Origin of the sequence: Bacillus sp. JJ634 (assembly GCF_036962285.1) — a bacterium.
GTDB classification, from domain to species: Bacteria; Bacillota; Bacilli; order Bacillales; family DSM-1321; genus Peribacillus; species Peribacillus asahii_A.
This window is the reverse complement of record NZ_JBALMU010000038.1, coordinates 1-21904: the sequence shown is the minus strand read 5'-3', so window position 1 is coordinate 21904 and position 21904 is coordinate 1. Positions and strand designations below refer to the sequence as shown.

Genomic DNA, 21904 nt, shown 5'->3' with positions numbered 1-21904 from the left:
CCAATCATGATGATTGGGTTTTTTGTCTTTATAAGGTGCAGATATCTGTTTATGAATTAGACCTGAATTTTACGTGCAAAGTTCATTTTTTCGTTATAATAAAATGGATGAAAGGAATTTAAGAGAGATAGAGGATTTATAGAAAGAAAAATTTATAGAGATAAGGAGATTTATATGAAGAAAAAAATAATTCCACAATTAACAGATCTCATTGCGACAAAAGAGGTGTTTTGGACTAATCCGAACTATGCACAAAAGATGGTGCCTGGGGAAAAGGTGATAGACGCGGAAGCTCGTCTTAAACGATTTGCTCCGTATATTGCAAACGTTTTTCCTGAAACAAAAGAAGCGAATGGTATCATTGAATCGCCTCTTGTAAAGATACACCATATGCAGCGATATTTAGAGAATACATACAACACGGCAATAGAAGGGCGTTTACTATTAAAATGTGATAGTCATTTACCGATTTCTGGTTCAATTAAAGCGAGAGGCGGTATTTATGAGGTCCTAAAATATGCTGAGAGCATTGCGATGGAACATAAACTTTTGAAAGAGACAGATGATTACGCAAAGCTTACTCACGAAACATTCCGATCCTTATTTTCGCAATATTCCATTGCCGTCGGTTCAACGGGGAATTTAGGACTAAGTATTGGAATTATTAGTAGAATGCTAGGCTTTCAAGTGACCGTTCATATGTCACAAGATGCGAAGCAATGGAAGAAAGACAAGCTTACTAGCCTTGGCGCAATTGTAAAAGAATATGCAGATGATTATAGTAAAGCGGTTGAAGCTGGGAGGCAGGAAGCAGAGCAAAATGAGAACTGTCATTTTATTGATGATGAAAATTCAGAAGATTTGTTCTATGGCTATGCAACAGCGGCTTTACGCTTAGAGCAGCAATTGAAGGAACAAGGCATTGTTGTCGACTCAGATCATCCGTTATTTGTCTATTTACCATGCGGTGTTGGTGGAGGGCCTGGCGGCATTACTTACGGATTAAAGCTCATTTTTGGAGAAGTCGTTCATTGTTTCTTTGCTGAACCAACGCATTCCCCTTGTATGGTGCTAGGTCTCATGACAGGCAAGTTTGACAAAATTTCGGTGCAGGATGTAGGCATTGATAATCGAACAGAGGCAGATGGACTTGCAGTTGGAAGAGCATCGAAATTGGTTTGTGAGAAGATGAATGATTTGTTAAGCGGAAGCTATACGGTTGAAGATGAGCGCTTATTTCACTTATTGAAAGCGATGGCTGAGACAGAAAATTATCAATTAGAACCATCTGCACTAGCTGGTGCGTATGGACCAATCCAACTTAGTCAAACGACGGCAGGTCAGAAGTATCTGAAAAACCATCATTTAGAGGATAAGATGGAACAAGCGACACATATTATTTGGGCGACCGGCGGCAGTATGGTGCCGAAAGATATGATGAATGAATATTTAGCAAAATAATGAATAGGAAGAAGGATAACCGGTGAGAACAAGACATCATATTCATTATGCGTGGATTATACTCGCTGTCACGTTTATCGGGATTTTGGCAGCGCAAGGCGTACGATACACGTATGGGGCTTTTATGGAGCCCTGGGAAACAACTTTTTCAACGAACCGTGCAACGACTTCAGCAATCTCCTTTATTAGCTTTATCGTATTTGCCATTTTTCAACCGATTGTTGGAAAAATGATTGATCAATATGGCATCAAAAGAGTATTTTACATGAGCACACTTATCATTGGTTTTTCGGTTTTGCTTAGTTTTTTTGCGACAGAGCTTTGGCAAATGTTTATTTTATACGGAATTGTCGCTTCGATTGGATTTGGCGGTGCTTCAGGTGTCACAGCAACGGTTGCTGTGACAACCTGGTTTCGGAAAAAAAGAGGGTTAGCACTTGGAATTAATGAAGCGGGATTTGGTGCCGGACAAATGATTATCGTCCCAAGTTCGCTTCTGCTTATTGATGCTGTTGGCTGGAGATGGACGGTTTGTATCATTGGCCTATTTTTAATTTGTATTGTTAGCCCATTACTTGCCTGGTTGTTAAAATCTGACCCATTTAAAGCAGGGATGGAGCCGTTTGGTTATGAAAAAAATCAAGAAGAAAAGCAGGAAGAAAAGCCAGTCGTACAAGCAAAATCGAAAGCTGATTGTCGCTTCTGGTTTTTATTAATTCCGTTTGCCATTTGCGGTTTTACAACAACGGGATTAATGGACACGCATTTAATCCCCTTTGCGCAAGCCTGTGGATTTTCAGCGCCTGTAACAAGTGCTGCGGTTAGTACGCTCGCTGCTTTTAATGTCATTGGAACGCTTGTTTCCGGCATATTAGCTGATCGCTTTAATAATAAAAACATATTAGTAGTCTTATATTTTACAAGAGCGATTACGGTGGCGTTTTTAGTATTCGCTGCGAGCGGGTCAGGGCTCGTCCTATTTATTGAATATCCAATATTGTTATTTATTTTTGCGATTTCCTTTGGATTAGTTGATTTTGCGACCGTTGCACCAACGGTTAAATTGCTTTCGGAATATTTTGAAGGCCAATCTGTCGGCCTGCTTTCGGGCTGGTTATTTATGAGTCATCAACTTGGCTCAGCCTTAGGTTCGTACATTCCTGGCATTTTGTTCGACCAAACGGGGAATTATCAGCAATCCTTTATCATGGCCGTTGTATTGTTAGTCATTGCAGGGGTGTTGAGTGCTCGTTTGCCTCAAGTTACAGCGAAGAGAGATTACCAAAAAATATAACTGGATTTTTCGGTATTTCTATATGTTACATTTAGTGCTATAGGACTATTTGTATGGAGAATGATGGTTTATTTTGATTTACAACTTGTGTTTTGAAAATCCCCCATTTATTCTAAAATGGTTGTTTAAAAGATAGAGAGGGGGATTTACAGAAATGAATGAAGATTTACAGAGGAATTTAGTACATAATAAAGAAAATATTTATTTTGGATTGGTCCTACTTGTAAGTATATTATGTTATATTACATTGGCTTTTTCTATTATAGGTATTGTGATTATCCTTGTTCTTGCTCTTATTTCTTATTTTTTTCATGCCATTAGTATGGCGCAGATTCGTCGAAATGCAGTGAGAATTTCTCCGCAGCAATTTCCGGAAATATATGAAAAAGCGGAGAAATTGTCAGCTGAAATGGGACTGGAAAAGGTTCCAGCTATGTATGTTATGGAAAGTATGGGAATGCTGAATGCGTTTGCCACTCGTTTTTTCGGTAAGAATATGGTTGTTGTGTATTCGGAAATATTTGATTTAATTGAAAGCGACAAAGAAGATGAGATGCTGTTCGTGTTAGCACATGAATTTGCACATTTGAAGAGAAGACATGTTTTAGTACATTTCTTGATCTTACCAGCGATGTGGATGCCTTTTTTAGGTGAAGCATATATGAGAGCTTGTGAGTATACATGTGATCGTTACGCTGCTTTTTATATAAAAAATATGGAAGCAGCCCAAAGTGCTTTAACCATTCTAGCAATAGGAAAACAATTGCATTATCGTGTGAATCAAGAAGCATTCATGTCTCAACTTGAGGAGGAAAAAGGATTTTTCACATGGCTAAGTGAAAAGCTGTCTACTCATCCTGATCTCCCTAAAAGAATGAATGGTCTATATCATTGGCAGAATCCTCATGAATATACACTATTTAAAGAGCGAAAACGAAATGTCGTTCTTGGATTGTTCTTGACTCTTGGCATTTTTCCAGCACTATTATTTGGTATATTTTATGCTGTGAATAAAGCGGATCAATTCCTAAGTGAATATGCTTGGAGTGATGATGCATCAGAATATGAGGTGGAAAATGTTACGGAATTAATGGATGCTGCAAGTGTAAACGATCTCGATACGATGAAAAAAGAAATAGATAGTGGAGCGGACGTGAATGCGAAAGATAGTGATGATTCAATGGCCATTCATTATGCAGTCTATAATGATTCTCATGAAGCAGCAGAACTACTAGTTCAATCAGGAAGTAATCTTGATGCAAAAGATTATTATGGCGATACACCACTTATGATTGCTGCCATGAATGGAAATTCTGAAATTGTAGAACTTCTCATAAAAAGTGGGGCTAACAAGGAAACCAAAAATGAAGAAGGCTATACGGCTTATGAATATGCCGAAGAAAATGGCGATAAAGAAATCATGCAGCTCCTAACCGAATAAATCGATGTTTATGAATTGTGATCAAAAATACTGAATTTCTTATTTTGAGGGAAATTCAGTATTTTTTTGATGGTATGAAGAATGATATAAGTAGATACCTTTAATTTACGCTCGAATTTATGGGGAATTTTAAAAATGAATATTTGAAGAATTTTTTGTTAAATTATGTTAAAATTAATTTAAAATATAGATTGGAGGTCTTTTAGTCCGCTCACGCTGAATCTCTTATGAATGGGGGAGAGAAAAGATGAAAAAATTTGCAGTTATCGTAGTATCGGTCATTTTATTCTGTATATTAAGTACCGGAGTTACAGCAAACACTACCTCACAGAATTTATCAGATGCAAATGCGATAAAAATAGCAAATAACGCTAGCATTCATTTTTGGAATGCGTTACACGGATATAAAAACACCTCATGTTTACAAAAGACATTTACTTATAAAGGCACACAGTATTCTTATCTTTGTAAAGAATTTAATACAAAAGACAAACTCGTTAAATACTTATCAGAAACATTTACCAATAGTGCGATACAAAAAGGTTTAAAAGATTATAGATATATTACGTATAAAGGAAAATTAGCTAGGCCTGTCGGAGATGGCTTCGGCATGTTGGAATGGAAGAAAGCAAAAGTAAAATTAATTGATAAAAAACAAAACGTTCGTTCATATAAATTCACTGTACCAACTGTTGACGGTGATAGCGTGAAACGTACGGTTACTTTCTATAAATCAGGGTCGAAGTGGAAAGTAAACAAGTTTGATGCGGTTCAATAAAGTGAAACTCCATCAGTGAGGTCTCACTGCCCGTTAAGAGTGGGATAAATGAAATCATCTTAAAAATGTGATGTCACAAAGACAAAAAGGCGATTTTTCGTTCAGTACTGAATGGAAAATCGCCTCTTTATTATGCTCTTTTTTATTTTGTTTCTTTCATAAAGTTAAATCATTAGATAAGTTCCCCCTTTTTAGATGAGAATTATACACCTAAATGAAAGTATTTTTTGAGATAGCGCTTACAAAAATATAATTGACGAATTAAATAGAGGGTGATATTCTAAATTCACAATCAATTAATTAGTTCATTAAACAAATTAATTGAGTATTAAACAATCTCGAGAGGAACAAAATCCGTTTTTTAATACTTTTGAAAAGGGCTTCAATAGAAAACGTTTATAAGAAGTTTCCGTAAGAATGGGGGGCCTTACGTTTAGAATACGTCCAAATTACAGTGGTTATATTTTGGGGTTCTAAGATAAATAATAAATTAGACAAAGTGACGGGGAAAAATGAACCAAGCCCTAAAAGCTACAGAAACAGTATCTATAAATGTAGAAGTCGGAAAATTTAGTATAAGGGATAAACTTGGTTATTTGTTTGGTGATTTCGGTAATGATATCTTCTTCCTATGCAAGGAAGCGACCATGTATGAAATTTATCCATTGTTAATTATAAGAAAATCTAGTTTACAAAAGGGGGAAAATCATGTTCAGAAAAGATAAGAGAGTTACATTACGTACCAGTATAGGTTTTGGATTAACAGATATTATGGGTGGTGGAGCGTTCACCATTATTGGAGCTTGGTTATTGTTTTTCTATACTACGTTTGTCGGGCTATCTCCAGTTGAAGCTGCTTCTATTATTGCGATTGCGCGTGTTGTAGATGCCGTCATTAGTTTGTTCATAGGCAGTATAACAGATAATTTCTTTAAAAATAAGTTAGGAAGAAAATTTGGAAGACGTAGATTTTTCTTACTTATTGGTTCTCCGTTAATGCTTACTTACGTTTTATTGTGGGTTACAGGGATGAATTATTGGTATTATTTAGGTACTTATTTATTGTTTGAAATTGTTGCGGCAATGGTTTTAATACCTTGGGAAACATTACCATCTGAAATGACAAAAGATTTTAATGAAAGAACGAAATTGTCAACAGCGAGAATGTTTCTTTCCGGTACAGGTACATTTTTAGCCACTTTTGTTCCAGGAATTTTAATCGCATTCTTTGGCAACGATAATTCATATGCTTACTTTTTAAATGGTGCATTTTTTGCTGTATTATTTGCAATCTGTATATTTATTACTTATAAATCAACTTGGGAAAATGAGCTTTCTCCTGAAGAAGAAAAAGCATTATTGGCAAATTCAAATAAACCAAAAAGCTTTGGGGCTATGGTAAAATCTCTTCTTGAAGTTATGGCTGGATATATTTCAACATTTAAAATTAAAAGTTTCCGAAAACACTTGGCAATTTATATTTTCTCTTTCACCGCAAAAGATGTATTTAATGCAGTGTTCATCTTCTTCTGTGTGTATGCATTAAACACTTCTGCTACGGTCGGTGCTAATTTACTTTCATTAAGTATTATCGGTATACCTACGACAATCTTATCCGGATTTTTGTTCGCTAGGATAGGACCTTCAAATTTATTTAAAATAGCTTATTCTACAATGATTCTATGTTTGTTAGGATTTTGGGTTGTTTACTTACTTCAACCTAGCTCAATGATCATTACTTTATTTGTTATTGCTGGTATTTATCAAATAGGAAGAAGTATGTTGGAATTTACTCCGTGGAATGTTTATCCATTTATTCCGGATGTTGATGAAATTGTAACAAAAGAAAGACGTGAAGGTCTTTTTGCAGCAGTTATGACCTTCTTTAGAAAGACTTCCGTTGCTATTGCAACGATGATTGTCGGGGTTGTATTAGAATGGGGAGGATTTGTTAAAGGTGAAACAGTACAATCACCTGAAGCGATTCAAACGATTGTATATACATTAGTGATTGGAACGATTGGATTACTTCTTATTGCATTATGCATGGCTTTTACTTTCAAATTAAATAAACAAACCCACTCAATTTTAGTAAATGAAATTGATCGCTTGAAAAATAATGGCTCAAAACTCGACGTTGATCCAAAAACGAAAGAAGTGGTTGAAGCGCTTACCGGTTATGATTACGATAAGGTATGGGTCGGCAATACCGTAGAAAGTGAAAGAAAAGTTTTGTAAAAGCTTCGAAATCAATACAAGATCTACTAAAAATTTACCGGATATATTCCGGTAAATTTTTAGTATTGGGGAGGATGAGTAAGTTGAAGGTTATCAAGCCGACTGTTTTTCCTAAGCCTGGAACATATATGACTTCCAAGGTTCACGTTAATCTTATGAGTTTCACAAAAAACGCCCAAATTTATTATACGTTTGACGGAAGTGAGCCTAATGAAAAAAGCGCCGTTTTTAATATTGCTGATGGATTATTAACTCTAAAAGTAGATGATCTATTTATTGTTGAGGATGGTAAGATCACTACTTATTCCAAAGACTTTCTTATTAAAGCAGTTGCGGTGAAAGAAGGATATCAAGACAGTGATATCGCTACATTTAAATTTTCAGTAAGTAGCTTACCTAAAGGCGAGTATTATTATACAATTCTTCAGGAAAAGAAAGAGAATTCTCCAGCTGTTATTAGAATTGAAGATCATTATCAGGTGAAAATGTATTTTGTTATTGGCAGTGAAAGAGCACTATTAATTGATGCAGGTTTTGATAAAGAGAATGATCTAAAAGATTTATTAGACGCGTTTGCAGAAGGGTTACCTTATGATGCAGTAGTTACCCACGCACATCCGGATCATGATGCTCAAGCACAATCCTTGATTAATCAAGGAATCAATGTTTATTTTAATTCAGATGATTTACCAACATACAAAATGTTTGGAGGGAATTTAGTAGACTATATCGATTTTAAAGAAGGTCATGAATTTGACCTAGGTGATTGTCGACTAAAAGCTTATAAAATTCCGGGGCATAGTGTAGGTCACATGATTTTAGTCGATGAAATAAACGGTTTACTTTTCTCATCAGATGCATTTGGGAATAATCGAAATACCTTGCTAGATACAGCTTTTCTCCACTTTGGCGAAGAAGAAAGTACGATGGATCAATATTTATCAGTTTTACAAAAGTTTCGATATGCAACAAAAGGAAACATTAACAAAATATTTTTCGGACACAATGACAATGTTTTAAATGATAGTTATCTTGAAAACCTAGAAAAAGCTGTACAGCAAGCAGTTGATTTAGGAACAGAAGCCTTATCTCCGACTTTAAGACCAGCAGCAGAATGCTTTGGTTCGAGCGAAATTAGTCTGGTAGGGAATTATATTTCTGAGTTAGATTGGGTGGGTGTAAATATAAAGAACATATTTTCAGGAAACTATACTGCTGAAAATATTGCAACATTAAGTGCGCTTTTTGTTAAAAATGGTACTCTTGAACCTCCATTTCAACCGAGCATTCAAAACTATACACTTCAAGTAGAGTGTGATATAAGGGAAGTTGAAGTGGCTGCTGTTTCTACTTCAAGTAGAGCAAAAAACATTCTGTTGAATGATAGGGAAGTGGAGAGTAGGAAATTTAACAAAATTAAGGTTGAAAATAATAGAGAAGTTAACATTAAAGTAATTGCTCCGAATGGAATGGATGAAAAGGAATATAAAATTTCACTTGGATGTTAAATAAAGACAATTCGAAAAGTGCTTGATTAGAATAAATCCCCTTCTTAGCCAAACTAGCGCTAGAAGGGGATTTTTTTGTATCATACTAATATATTTTAGTAGGAGGCTAAATATTATTTTGAACTGCATGGCTTTCCAATGATAAATTTAACATTGGAACATCTAAGAAATGTTTAATAGCAAGTGCACAAGCACCCAGGCTGCATGCTTTTTTTCCAATTGAGGAAATTAATAATTCTCGATAATGGCTGATAGAGGAATGGAAATGATTTCTGATTTTGGTTACCGATTCTGGATACATTCGGAGCAATTCACTATCAAGCACTAATACGTCAGGGTTGTACAAGTTAATTATATTATTCAGCCCAATGGATAGGTAATAAATAAATTGTTCCATCTGTTCGTGTATTTCTTCGTCTCCTTCATCAAGCCATCTTTGAATATGTTCATAAGTCAGATTCTGAATTTTCCTTTTTTCAGATAGTTCTTTAAAAATATTTGATTCGGAGGCATACTTTTCCCAACATCCTTTATTTCCACATTCGCATTGTTTCCCTTCCGGTACAACAATCATATGGCCAATTTCACCAGCATATCCATCATGCCCCCGAAAAAACTCACTATTCATCATCATGCCGAGTCCTATACCTGAATAGAGGGTTGCACATAATAGGTTATCTGTTTCATGGTGTGCAAATACTCGTTCGGCAAAAGCACATAAATTCGCATTGTTTTCAATATAAATATCAATCCCGATTTCCTTTTCGAGATCATTTTTTAAGTGAATATCATACCAGTTAAAACGTGGTACATAATGAATAAATTCGTCCTTTGAGACGAGGCCATGGATAGCGATGACAATTCCAACTAATCCGTGGCGGCTGTCAGTCCAATCCGCTTTGTATTTATTGATCTGCTCAATTAATAGATTAAGGATTTCCGAATAGTCTGTTGTATTGACTTCTATAATATTTGATGAAACAGTACAGCCAAGAAGGTTCGAAAGAGTAAAAGTGATTTTACCATAATCTAGGTCAATACCAAGTGCATAGCCTGCATGTCCGTTTAAGGAGAGCATGATTGGCTTTCTGCCGATAGAATGATGCTCAAGTTGTGTCTCTACTATCAATCCCTCTTCCAATAAGTCTGCAACCTGTGCTGAGATGGTTGCTCTCGTTAAGGCTGTAACTTTTGATAAATCTGCCCTTGAGATCATTCCTTCCTTAACGATTGTTTGGATAATTAAAGAGCGATTAATTTTCTTTATATATGCCGCATCCCCAGTAACCATTTATATCCTCCATTTCGGACAATTCCTTTTAGTATAGTCCTATTATAACAGGTTCTCATAGTATAATTACTTACTGATTTCTATTAATTCATTAAAAGAGTTCAATTGACGATGCATAATAAAAGTGATAAGTTATATTTAATTCGTTTAATAAACAAATTAAAAAATGGATTTAAGTGTGAAATTTTATTACTTTTGAAAGGGGTTACAATTGCCCATAATAAAAGTAGTGATTTCATTAAATTAGGAGGGGTATTTTATATGAAAGCCTTTTTAGACAATCACTTCTTGTTAAATACAGATACCGCAATCAAACTATATGAAAATGCGGCACAGAACTTACCGATTTTTGACTTCCACTGCCATTTAGTTCCACAAGAAGTGTGGGAAAACAAGCCTTATGATAATATTACCCAATTATGGCTTGGTGGAGACCATTACAAATGGCGGACGATGCGCATGCACGGCATTGGTGAGCGGTACATTACCGGTGAGGCAGATGACTGGGAAAAATTTGCGGCATGGGCAGAAACCGTACCTCATTTAATCGGAAATCCCCTCTATCACTGGACTCATATGGAATTAAAAATGTTTTTCGGAATTGAAAAAATACTAAGCCCAAAAACAGCGCGTGAGATTTACGATGAATGCAATGAAAAGTTGCAAAACCCTGAATTTCGACCAAGAGCATTTATTGAAAAAGCAAACGTGAAATTTATCGGTACAACTGATGACCCAGTTTCGACACTTGAATACCACCAATTATTAAAAAATGATGAATCTTTTAAGTCTATCATTGCCCCAACCTTCCGTCCAGATGGAGCTCTTTTTATTGAACGTCCTACTTTTCTAACTTGGATCGAAAAGTTGGGGAAAGTTTCCGGCATTAAGGTTGACTCCTTTGATGCATTTTTGCGTGCGTTGAAACAACGGGTTGATTTCTTCCATGAAAACGGTGGTCGTGCATCGGACCATGATATTCAGAAAATGGAATATGTAGAAACAGCGAAGGAAGAAATTGAAGCAATTTTCACTAAACGGATGACTGAAGAGCAACTCTCGAATGATGAATTGGTTGCCTACCGTTCATTCTTATTAAAAGAGCTTGGAAAAATGTATGCTGAAAAACAGTGGGTTATGCAGCTGCATATGGGGGCTATGAGAAACAATAATACTAAAATGAAAGAGCTGATTGGCCCGGACACAGGATTTGATTCTATTGGAGAAGCGAATATTGCCGAAGGCCTGTCTCGTTTCCTTGATGCTTTAAATCAAGAGGGTGCACTGCCAAGAACGGTATTGTTTAACTTGAACCCGAAAGATAATCCAATCCTTGCCGGGATGATGGGGAACTTCTACGAGGAAGGTGTTTCAGGGAAAATTCAATTCGGGTCAGGCTGGTGGTTTAACGACCATATTGATGGCATGGAAAAGCAAATGAAAGATTTTGCGAATGTTGGGCTATTAAGCCACTTTATCGGAATGCTAACAGATTCTCGTAGCTTCCTTTCATACACTCGCCATGAATACTTCCGTCGCATTGTTTGTAACCTATTAGGAGAATGGGTCGAAAAAGGCTTGGCACCTAATGATATGGAGTTCCTTGAACAAATGGTTAAGAATATTGGCTATTATAATGCCGAAAAATATTTTATGGAACGTTGAACGATCCAGCACTAGCTTGCTTTGGCGAACAGTGCCTGGCATTGTTCGCCAAATAAATATAGAAAAGAAAGCTATCGTTTTGAAAAAAGTTCAATCAAAACGATAGCTTTCTCTTATTTTTAAGGATTCATTTTTATAAAAAGTTTAATCAAAATACCGCAATTTTTCCAAGCTATTTATTAAAATAAGCAAGCATTCGTTGAATCAATTTATAATTCGAACGATTCCGATCATAAATGGCACCGAAAGATAAAGCAAAATTAAAGGGATAACCGACTAGCGGTATCGCTTTAATTCGGCCACTCTCAATATATGGATCGTCTTCAATCATCGTTTTTGATACAACGCTAACGCCAAGTCCAGCTGCTACGGATTTTTTTATTACTTCCGGATTAGATGACTGAAATATAATGGATAGCTGATCGTATTTCTCTTCGAATCCTTTCATTAAGTTACTATAAAAATGTTCTCCAAATAAAATAAAGGACTCATCTAGTACATCTTGCAATTGAATCTCCGAGTGTATCGCAAGAACTGATTTTGCTGATACAAGCAAATGAAAATGACTTTGTTGATTTAATGGATGATAAATTAGCTGGTTTCCTAACGATTTCGATTCATGTGTTAATGTGATAAAACCAACATCTGCTTTTTTTTGCTCGATTGCTTTTAACACTTGATTATTTTCCATTTCTGAAATCGCGTAATGTACGAGTGGAAAATCTTTTTTGAAACGTGCCAATGTCTCTGGTAGCAGCGTCATAAAAATGCTTGGAATGGTAGCGATTTTTACTTTTCCTGAGAAAGTTGCTGTTTTGGATTGAATGTCCATTTTAAGTTCATTTGATTTTTGCAAAATCTCCATTAACTTTGGGATAATCCAAAGTCCATCTTCGGTCGGTAATGTTCCATTTCGGGAACGTTTAAATAACTGAACACCTAGTTCTTTTTCGAGCATTGCGATTGACTGGCTAATAGCTGATTGTGTGACATGCAATTGTTGTGATGCAATGGACATCGATTTATTTTCGACAACTGCTTTAATATAGTCAAGCTGTTCAAAATTCATTTCTGCCATCCTATCCATTAGTATAACTAATATAAAATATCATTAATGTTAATTATACATTAAATTAAATGAATTTTATAATGAATATCTGTAAAGTATTTATAGAAAGAGTGGAGATTAAATTGGATCAACCAAGAATTTGGACAAAAAATTTCTTGTATCTTTGCGGCAGCAATTTTTTAATCGGTATGATGTTTTACATGCTAGCTACAGTTTTACCTTTATATGTTCAATCTGGAATGCATGGCAATCAACAACAAATGGGATTAATTATTACGGTATATGTAATCGGTAGTGTACTAGCACGTATCTTTTCAGGTTTATGGGTAGATCGTTTCGGTAAAAAGAAAATGAGTGTTATCGGATTTGCTATATTTTTTATTGCTACGATTTCCTATTTTGGTGTGAAAAATGGGATTATTTTATTTCTAATTGTACGTTTTATCCACGGTATGAGCTATGCCGTTGCCTCAACAGCCACAAACACAGCTGTCATTTCTGTCCTGCCTAGTTCTCGTCAAGGTGAGGGGATTGGATATTTTAGTATGTTTATTAGTTTAGCTATGGTTGTTGGACCTTCATTTGGTCTGCTTCTATGGAACAGTGAAAACATTTATTTGCTGTTAGGTGTAGTTTCTATTCTCTCTGCAATTGCATTTCTTTTAGTATTACGTGTCCAACTACCAGAAATAAAAAAAATGGTTACACCGGTAAAGAAAAAATTAAAATGGCATGATATTGTAGAAATTAAAGCGTTGCCGATCTCTCTCGTATCCTTTTTCTTATTTTTCTCATATAGTTCACTGTCAGGATTTCTAGCATCCTATACAAAGGAAATTCATCAATCTTCTGTAACCGGACTATTCTTTATTGTATATGCCTTAATGATTGTTGTGTTTCGTCCAGTAGTTGCTAAATTATTTGATCGCTTTAACGAGCATTATTTATTTTATCCTTCAATCATCGTTTTTACGGCAGGTATGTTTTTGTTAAGTCAGGCTCATTCAGTAAGAACCATTTTAATTTCAGGCATCATTATGGGTCTTAGCTATGGTATTTTGTATCCTTGCTTCCAAGGGCTTGCAATCAAACAATCACCTGCTTTCAGAAGTGGCGCTGCTACAGCTACTTTCTTTTTACTAAGTGATCTTGGATACGGTTTAGGCTCTTATTTCATGGGCTTCACTGCATCCATCAGTAGTTATCGAATGATGTATACATTTGCGGCTGTTATTTCACTAATCTCAGTAGTTGTTTATTTTCTTTTTCATCACATCCCAGAAAAAAACATCAATCTGTTTCAACGGAAATTTAAATTAATTGGCTTTTGCTATTGAAATAGTATTCATATAATTAATGAACGAAAATCCCCTTTTAACTAATGTTAGGAGGGGGATTAGCTGTATAGTTTTATATATGCTAATAAAGTTTGCTTAAAAAGCAATACGCCTTTCCTCTTTTTAAAACGCTCTTAATTAGCTATGATTGAAAGTATAGTAAAAAAGACATTTTTGTAGGGAAGGAGAAGGTAGTCTGCCATTAGAACTCGTTTGCAATGATATTACGAAGATAAAGGTAGATGCGATTGTGAATGCTGCGAATAAAGTACTGAAAATAGGTGATGGTGTATGTGGTGCTATATTTCATGCGGCGGGTGCTGGTGAGTTGCAAGAAGCATTCGATCAAATCGGTGGATGCAAGGGTAGAGAAGCTGTGACGAACAGTGCACTGTTCGTAAAACGTACGGTTACTCTCTACAAATCGGGATCGAAGTGGAAAGTAAACAAGTTCAATGCGGTTCAATAAATGAAATCTTCTTAAAAAGGCGATTTTCCGCTCAGCAATGAATGGAAAAACGCCTCTTCATTATGTTCTTTTTGTTGGCTGCTAGAGACTATTTAGTTTTTCTTTGATATGTAGATAGTACTACTCTTCCCACTAAAAATAGAGATCTTCAAATTTCTGCACCAGTTCCGATTTTTTGTTTTCCCTTTTCTCCTCGACTAAAGGATTTTGGCAGGTATAGTCTTGTTACCAAGCCGAGCATACTAAAAATGGGAATTAAGTTAGCTCGGCTTGGTTCTAGCTATTATACCTGCCAAACCGTTGGGTCCCTCGTCCTTAGTTTGATTTTTAAACGGAGTGGTTGACGTTTTAAAGAACCAGCCTCGCACCTCAAAATAAGAGGGGCCATCACCTGTCTTTTATAGCCATTAAGCTCGTCGTTTTTCCCCTTTAGATAACCATATCCAAGGGGGGATTTTTATAGTAAAAGGAAAGAACATCTGAATTAATGAAAGTTGATTTACGAACAATATTTATGGAATACTTTTAACCTTGTGCCAAAAGATAAATAGGACAATTACTTTAATAAATGAATTGCAAAGGAGGGGTTTCATGAAGAAAAAGGGACGTAATGAACCTGCTATGTTAAGTGAGGATTGGGATACAGATCCTTCTGCAAGTGACAATGAATCATTTGAGATTGAAATGATGCAGAATGATTCAATAGAAGTACCTGGTACAAAGAGGGGAGATTCAAAAGAAAAAACAAATGAGTAACTCTAAAACAACTTCTTTCTATTATTTATTCGGTTGGAGCGTGTTTTGAAGAAAAGATCAATCAAAACACACTCTCTCTTTTTGTTCGTTTATCAAGGTTAATAGTATCAATCTGATCAGCTTTCTTTGCTTCAAGGACGCTGCTGAATTGCACCTGCTCGCTCGTCCCCTCAAGGTTACGATTCGATTCAACATTTATAATTATTAAATAGGAAACCGTATATCTAAAATGGCGGTTTCGTTTTCTTTTATATTATTTTGACCCTATATACTTATTCTAAATTTGCATGTAAAATTGTACCTCGAAAAATCAACGGGGCTGTCCGCAACACCCTTCCTCTTTTTAAACTCCTCCTAATTAGCTATGATTGGAAGTATAGTGAAAAAGATGTTTTGTGGGGAAGGGGAAGGTACTATGCCATTAGAAATCGTTCGGAATGATATTACAAAGATGAGTGTAGATGCAAGGTTAGAGAAGCTGTTACGAACAGTGCACTGTTCGTAAAACGTATGGTTACTTTCTACAAATCAGGATCGAAGTGGAAAGTAAACAAGTTCGATGCGGTTCAATAAATGAAAACCTCTTAAAAAGGTGATGTCACAAAGACAAAAAGGCGATTTTCCGCTCAGCAATGAATGGAAAATCGCCTCTTCATTATGTTCTTTTTCCATCGATCGATTGTATTACGGTATCGGTTTTAAATATAGATATGTTCTGTTTTTCAAGTGGGAGGGGGATGTATAGAGGAAAAAGAGAAATCAGTAGAAATATTTGGAGCCATTCAACAACTTTGGACCAATGAGGTACAGTCTATCAGAACTTGATTTCCCTCATTGGTTAATCAGGTTTCGAAGAACCCGACCAACAAGTGAAGACTTCTGGCAAAGTAAATTAGCATTTTATATGGATACAGAATCGATGCAACTGGAATTATTGGAACAAGGATTAGCCCGGTGATATAAAGAATTTAGTAGTCATGTAGACAAAAGCGAATGATTGCTGAGGATGTCTATGTGGTTGTCCATAGTTATGTTATAACAAGCCCCAACACCACGGGTATCAGAATTAGCGGATATTTACCTTTTAGAAAACTGTAAAATTGCAGAACATTGGGATCTTAGACACATGCATCGATGCAATATTCCAATAAACACCATATTCTGAATGTTCAGGTTTATATTCTCAAAAAATGAAATTTATTAGAGTGTATAAACATTAATGCCTATTTTTTTTGTAAAAAGAATTATGGGCTTTTGTTATTTAACGTATGATTTCACTGAAATCCCATATTTATAAGGTAGGAGATAAACTTGCAAACTTCATCTACATAGTTAATCATATGGTTATTTTTATTTAGTTATATTTATCTTTATGTACACGAATATTAATGTATTGGGAATAGAAAGGTTTCATGAAAAACGAGGGTTAGGAGGGAATTTGTTGGATATAATTGGGAAAGGTGTCATTCGTAAAGACTCGTGGGATAAAGTGACAGGACGGGCGAAATACACGGATGATTACCAATCAGTCGGGATGCTTTCTTGTGCAAAGGTCATTAGTCCATATGGGCACGCTAGGATCACTGCGATTGACACGACAGAAGCATTAAAAGTACCAGGTGTTAGGACGGTTATTGCAGGAGAACATTTTCCACTCACAGGTGAGGCCATTCGTGACCGCCCGCCGATTGCTGTTGATAAGGCCCGTTATCACGGAGAACCAGTTGCATTAGTTGTCGCTGATACTCTAGCACAGGCTCAGAAAGCAGCTAACCTAGTTAAGGTCTACTATGAATTATTGCCAGTAGTAAATTCACCTACACAGGCATTCCAAAAGAATGCTCCCCTCGTCCATGAAAGGTTAGGCGAATACAAAAAGGAGGAAGATTCACACCCGGTTCCGGGAACAAACATTGCAAGCCTTATTAAAGTTCGCAAGGGCAATATGAAAAAAGGATGGTCTGACAGTGAGGTAACAGTAGAAGCAAGTTATTCCTTTGCACCTTCGGACCATGCCGCAATGGAAACAAGATGTTCAACGTGTGAGATTTTACCAGATGGAACAATCAATATAATGACCTCGTCTCAGGCGCCTTTTATGGTCAAAACACTTATAGCTGATTACTTTGGTGAGGATATAGGGAAAATTGTTGTTCACACGCCGTTTGTTGGAGGAGCCTACGGTGGAAAGGCATCCGTTCAGCTTGAAATACTTGCCTACTTAGCATCGAAGGCTGTTGGCGGCCGACCCGTGAAGGTTTTCAATACCCGTGAAGAGGATATTATTACATCTCCATGTCACATTGGTTTGGATGCAACAGTTAAAATTGGGGCCGACCGCAACGGGAAAATTAAGGCCATGGAAATTCTTTATCTGTGGGATGGGGGTGCCTATTCCGATAAAGCCATTGATGTAACGAGATCAGGGGCAGTCGACTGCACAGGTCCCTACAATGTTGAGAATGTCTGGTGTGACTCATACTGTATGTATACCAACCATCCGTACGCATCCCCATATAGAGGATTTTCTCATTCTGAGCTGTCCTTTGTAATGGAAAGAACATTGGACTTACTATCACAAAAACTGCAAATGGATCCGCTTGAACTCCGTTTTATAAATGCTATTAGGCCAGGAAATACAACACCGACAAGGGTTCTTTTAAATAAAAGTAATTTAGGAGACTTACCACATTGTATTGAGAAATTAAGACATTTAATCAAGTGGGACGAAGGGGCGATTAAAGAGATAGATAAACGCTTTGTTAGAGTAAAGGGCGTAAGCTGCAGCTGGAAAACGTCAACGATTGATACCAACGCTCCCTCGGGCGTTATTTTAACATTTAATCGGGATGGGAGTATCAATTTAATGTCAGGGGTTATCGAAATTGGAACTGGAACTAAGACTGTGCTAGCTCAAATTCTCGCCGAGAGACTTAAAATGGATATCGATCAAATTCATGTTCGAATGAAAGTCGATACCGAGACAACGCCAGAACATTGGAAAACCGTTGCCAGCAGGGGAACATTTATGGCAGGTAGGGCTACCCTAAATGCCGCAGACGATGTGATTAACCAATTAAAAGAAGTGGCTTCATGTGTGTTAAGAGCACCAAAGGAAGATCTTGAAGTGGCAAATAGTCGGGTATTTTTGAGAGATGATCCATCCATTGGGCTCCATTTTAAAGATATTGGTTATGGTTATAAGTATCCAAATGGTAACTCTATTGGCGGTCAAATCATTGGCAGAGGAAAATATATATTACGTCATATAACGCATTTGGATCCTGAAACTGGGGCTGGGAAGCCTGGTCCGGAGTGGTCTGTTGCGGCATATGGGGTAGAGGTAGAATTTGATCGTAAAGATTATACGTATCGACTTGTTAATGCTGCGACGGTGGTGGATGCTGGCAGGGTGATGAATGAAAAAACAGCGTTAGGTCAGGTTATGGGGGCAATGAGTATGGGGCTAGCATTCGCTGGGAGAGAAACATTTTATTTTGATGATTTAGGAAGGGTGTTGAATCCGCAACTTCGGACGTATCGCCCGCTCCGCTATGGAGAGAATCCTAATTACTTGGTTGATTTTGTTGAAAATCCACAGATTGATGCACCATATGGAGCTCGGGGAATAGGAGAACTGGGGTTAATGGGAATGCCCGGGGCCCTCGGGAATGCATTGTCTGTGGCCGCTGGTGTTTCGCTGCATAATCTTCCCTTAATTCCAGAATTGATTTGGAAAGCAAAGGAGAGGCAATAAAGTATATCTGGTGGAAAGAAGTAGAGTACCATTTGAAGGGCATCATTTGTGATGCCGTTATTTTTCTTATACTGATAAATGTGCCGATAAACATTATGTCCTTCAACTTGGTAAAGGAGATTAGAAACTGAGCTTCAACAAAAGTTGAACGAGTAAGAAACGCCGTAGCCATACGGCTTTTTTTTGTTTCCATAATACATTTGGGAGGTATTATGGAAACAATGAATATTATGAAGGAATAGGGATTTCTTCATAAACTATTTAAGAGAGTGAATAACGACTCTTAAAACTTTGTGAACATTTATACTTAAAGTAAAGGATCTGTTAAAAGATAGTATTGATTTTTGAGCAAACAAAAAGGACCCTGTCCTCTAAGGTCCTTCTGGTATTCCTTATTAAACTAAAGCCCCTTTACTTTGTATAAATCGTACCGAGTCCCATTTGCACAATAATCGTATCCAGGACAATAAACCATTGATTGGTAGCTTTGTTTTTCATCATGGTTTTCCTTTCCTTCTATAATATCGTCTAATTGGGGCTTATTAGCGGAAAAGATTCGTTTTGGCAAGGTCAATGAGCTCGTTGCCGTGCCTGTTCAGGACGGCTTTCATCATCCAAAGGCTAAATCCATGCGCCTGTTCAAATGTGATTTTTGGTGGTAGAGCCAATTCCTGACGGTTCACGACAACATCAAGTAGCACAGGTCCGTCATATTGAAGGGCACGCTGAATCGCTTCCTCCAGTTCTGCAGGGTCCTCCACGCGAGTTCCTTCAATGCCTATCGCTTGCGCCATCGTTGCAAAGTTGGGGTTATCAAGGGCGGTGCCTATTTCCAGGAAGCCGGCTGCTTTCATTTCAAGCTCAACGAAACTGAGCGCACCATTGTTGAATACGACCACCTTTACGGGTAATTTATACTGCCGCAGGGTGAGAAGATCACCCATTAACATGGCAAGACCTCCATCTCCAGAAAGAGAAATCACCTGGCGGCCTGGCTGGGCAATCTGTGCTCCAATAGCCTGTGGCAGGGCGTTTGCCATCGTTCCGTGATTAAAAGAACCTAATAACCGCCTTTGTCCGTTCATTTGCAGATAACGGGCGGCCCAAAGTGTTGGGGTTCCGACATCGCATGTAAATACCGCATTCTCACTCGCCAGATCACTGACGGCTTTCGTGAGATATTGAGGATGGATCGGTTTGTGGCCTGGTTTTCCGATGGCAAGTTCGTCCAGATCATCACGGACTTTGCGATAGTGGTCTGTTAATCTCTTCAGGTGGCTTCCATCATGTGGCTCTGTCAGATAAGGCAGCAGTGCTTCAATGGTTGCCTTCACATCACCGCACAGCCCGTAGGTGAGGTCGGTTCGGCGGCCGAGATGTCCCGGCTCAATATCGACCTGCAAAATTGTGGCATCTTTTGGATAGAATTGTCTGTATGGAAAATCGGTACCAAGCATCAGCAGTACATCGCATTCCTTAACCGCCTGATAGCCTGATGCATAACCGATAAGTCCTGTCAATCCGACAGAGTACGGATTATCATACTCCAGGTGTTCTTTACCTCGCAAAGCAATAACCATAGGTGATTGCAGTTTTTCACAAAGCTGCATGAGTTGCGTGTGAGCGCCAGCACAGCCGGCCCCGCACAGCAGCGTGATGCGCTTGCCGTGGTTCAAGTAGCCCGCCAGCTGCTTTAACTCTGTTTCCGAAGGATGTATTACCGGCCGTGTCACATGAAGGACATGTTGAGGTACAGGGGTCTCGTCTGCTTCTAAACCAGCGACATCCCCGGGCAGAACAAGAACGGACACACCTTTACGCGCAACTGCATTCTGCATGGCGACGACTACGGAGCGGGGCATTTGGTGAGGGGTCATCACTACCTCGCAGTAATAGCTGCAGTCCTTAAATAGATGATCGGGGCGTGTTTCCTGAAAAAAATTGGTGCCGATTTCGTAGCTTGGAATGTGTGCTGCAATCGCAAGCACAGGGACCCGGTTGCGGTGACAGTCGTACAAGCCATTGATGAGGTGCATATTGCCAGGGCCACTGCTTCCGGCACACACAGCAATACTTCCGGTTATATCAGCATCGGCACCGGCCGCGAATGCTGCAACCTCTTCATGGCGGACATGAATCCATTCAATTTTCTTTGAACGCCGGACGGAATCGAGAACGGCGTTCAGTGAGTCTCCTATAATACCATAAATCCTTTTTACACCTGCATTTAACAGTGCTTCAACGAGTGAATCCGCAATAGTTCTTTTCATTATTTTTCTCCTTCGTTATTTTTTTGTATTTTTACCATGTTACCGGGTTTTATGCTAAATCAAAGGAATGTCGTGATTGTTCCGTTGTTGCTTCGACAAGGCTTGTATCTGTATTTAATATCCGCATCGATAAGGAGGAAAGTGTAAGTAGGATATCAATGAATCAGGCTGTCCCTGAAAAGGAACAGCCTTTACTTATCTTGGTTCTGGTGCAAAAACTTCAGGACACTTGCAAGTAATCTCTAAATCTTGGACATACTGATACTATTATTCTAAAAAAGATATGTGATCGATATGGAAAAGGAAAATTTGTTTAAGCCGCCTTTTTCTCTCCATTTGAAAACGACATTTTCCTCTTGATCTTGAGCAATCAATTCCTTTTTTATAAGCCAATTCACAAGATGGTGTACAGAGATAATAAAGTTGTTTAATTTACAATAAAGTCGTTTAAAACATAATAAAGCTGTTTCAAAAACGTCAGTCATGTTATTCAACAATCGGGCCATTTAATGGAATAACACTTAAAAAGGGAATTGGTATACAGAGAAGATTGTGAAGAAATGTACTTAA

Annotated in this window: 14 protein-coding genes; 11 read left to right on the top strand and 3 right to left on the bottom strand. The window is 37.6% G+C overall.

The annotated features are described in order from the left end of the window. The first annotated feature begins 174 nt into the window (after positions 1 to 174). The 6 genes from dsdA (at position 175) to V7068_RS07285 (ending at position 8720) form a co-directional block, all read left to right on the top strand. Positions 175 to 1461, top strand: coding sequence for a D-serine ammonia-lyase (dsdA, locus tag V7068_RS07310; protein WP_499711880.1), 1287 nt, complete (start codon positions 175 to 177; stop codon positions 1459 to 1461). A 22-nt stretch (positions 1462 to 1483) separates the two neighbouring features. Next, positions 1484 to 2755 carry an MFS transporter gene (locus V7068_RS07305; RefSeq protein WP_499711878.1) on the top strand — a complete coding sequence of 424 codons (1272 nt, stop codon included), beginning with the start codon at positions 1484 to 1486 and terminating at the stop codon, positions 2753 to 2755. 154 nt (positions 2756 to 2909) lie between these two features. Further along, the gene (locus tag V7068_RS07300; protein WP_499711876.1) at positions 2910 to 4196 is read left to right on the top strand and encodes a M48 family metallopeptidase; all 1287 of its coding nucleotides are present in this window, start codon (positions 2910 to 2912) and stop codon (positions 4194 to 4196) included. A gap of 247 nt (positions 4197 to 4443) precedes the next feature. Continuing rightward, the gene (locus tag V7068_RS07295) at positions 4444 to 4974 is read left to right on the top strand and encodes a DL-endopeptidase inhibitor IseA (protein WP_499711874.1); all 531 of its coding nucleotides are present in this window, start codon (positions 4444 to 4446) and stop codon (positions 4972 to 4974) included. Positions 4975 to 5682: 708 nt separating this feature from the next. Next, positions 5683 to 7212: an MFS transporter gene (locus tag V7068_RS07290; protein ID WP_499711872.1), complete on the top strand. Its 1530-nt coding sequence runs from the start codon at positions 5683 to 5685 to the stop codon at positions 7210 to 7212. 83 nt (positions 7213 to 7295) lie between these two features. After that, a complete protein-coding gene (locus V7068_RS07285) occupies positions 7296 to 8720 on the top strand; it encodes an MBL fold metallo-hydrolase (RefSeq protein WP_499711870.1) in 1425 nt (474 codons plus the stop codon). Between the two features lie 106 nt (positions 8721 to 8826). Here V7068_RS07285 and V7068_RS07280 read toward each other — a convergent pair whose 3' ends face one another. Then, complete coding sequence (locus V7068_RS07280; RefSeq protein ID WP_499711868.1) at positions 8827 to 10011, bottom strand: ROK family protein; 1185 nt, start codon at positions 10009 to 10011, stop codon at positions 8827 to 8829. A gap of 261 nt (positions 10012 to 10272) precedes the next feature. On the opposite strand from V7068_RS07280, the gene uxaC reads away from it, so the two are divergent. Beyond that, positions 10273 to 11676, top strand: a complete 1404-nt coding sequence (gene uxaC, locus V7068_RS07275; RefSeq protein WP_499711866.1) for a glucuronate isomerase — start codon at positions 10273 to 10275, stop codon at positions 11674 to 11676. Positions 11677 to 11848: 172 nt separating this feature from the next. On the opposite strand, the gene V7068_RS07270 is transcribed toward uxaC, so the two are convergent. Next, a complete protein-coding gene (locus tag V7068_RS07270; RefSeq protein WP_499711864.1) occupies positions 11849 to 12745 on the bottom strand; it encodes a LysR family transcriptional regulator in 897 nt (298 codons plus the stop codon). A gap of 122 nt (positions 12746 to 12867) precedes the next feature. Here V7068_RS07270 and V7068_RS07265 point away from each other — a divergent pair, with 122 nt between their 5' ends. The 4 genes from V7068_RS07265 to V7068_RS07250 all read left to right on the top strand — a co-directional run bounded on the left by V7068_RS07265 (position 12868) and on the right by V7068_RS07250 (position 19064). Further along, positions 12868 to 14082, top strand: a complete 1215-nt coding sequence (locus V7068_RS07265) for an MFS transporter (protein ID WP_499711862.1) — start codon at positions 12868 to 12870, stop codon at positions 14080 to 14082. Between the two features lie 250 nt (positions 14083 to 14332). Beyond that, positions 14333 to 14551, top strand: coding sequence for a macro domain-containing protein (locus V7068_RS07260; RefSeq protein WP_499711860.1), 219 nt, complete (start codon positions 14333 to 14335; stop codon positions 14549 to 14551). A gap of 591 nt (positions 14552 to 15142) precedes the next feature. Then, a complete protein-coding gene (locus V7068_RS07255) occupies positions 15143 to 15307 on the top strand; it encodes a hypothetical protein (RefSeq protein WP_252289384.1) in 165 nt (54 codons plus the stop codon). Between the two features lie 1441 nt (positions 15308 to 16748). Continuing rightward, entirely contained in the window at positions 16749 to 19064 is a 2316-nt protein-coding gene (locus tag V7068_RS07250; protein WP_499711858.1) for a xanthine dehydrogenase family protein molybdopterin-binding subunit, read from the top strand. A gap of 542 nt (positions 19065 to 19606) precedes the next feature. On the opposite strand, the gene poxB is transcribed toward V7068_RS07250, so the two are convergent. After that, complete coding sequence (gene poxB / locus V7068_RS07245; protein WP_499711857.1) at positions 19607 to 21334, bottom strand: ubiquinone-dependent pyruvate dehydrogenase; 1728 nt, start codon at positions 21332 to 21334, stop codon at positions 19607 to 19609. Positions 21335 to 21904 lie beyond the last annotated feature (570 nt).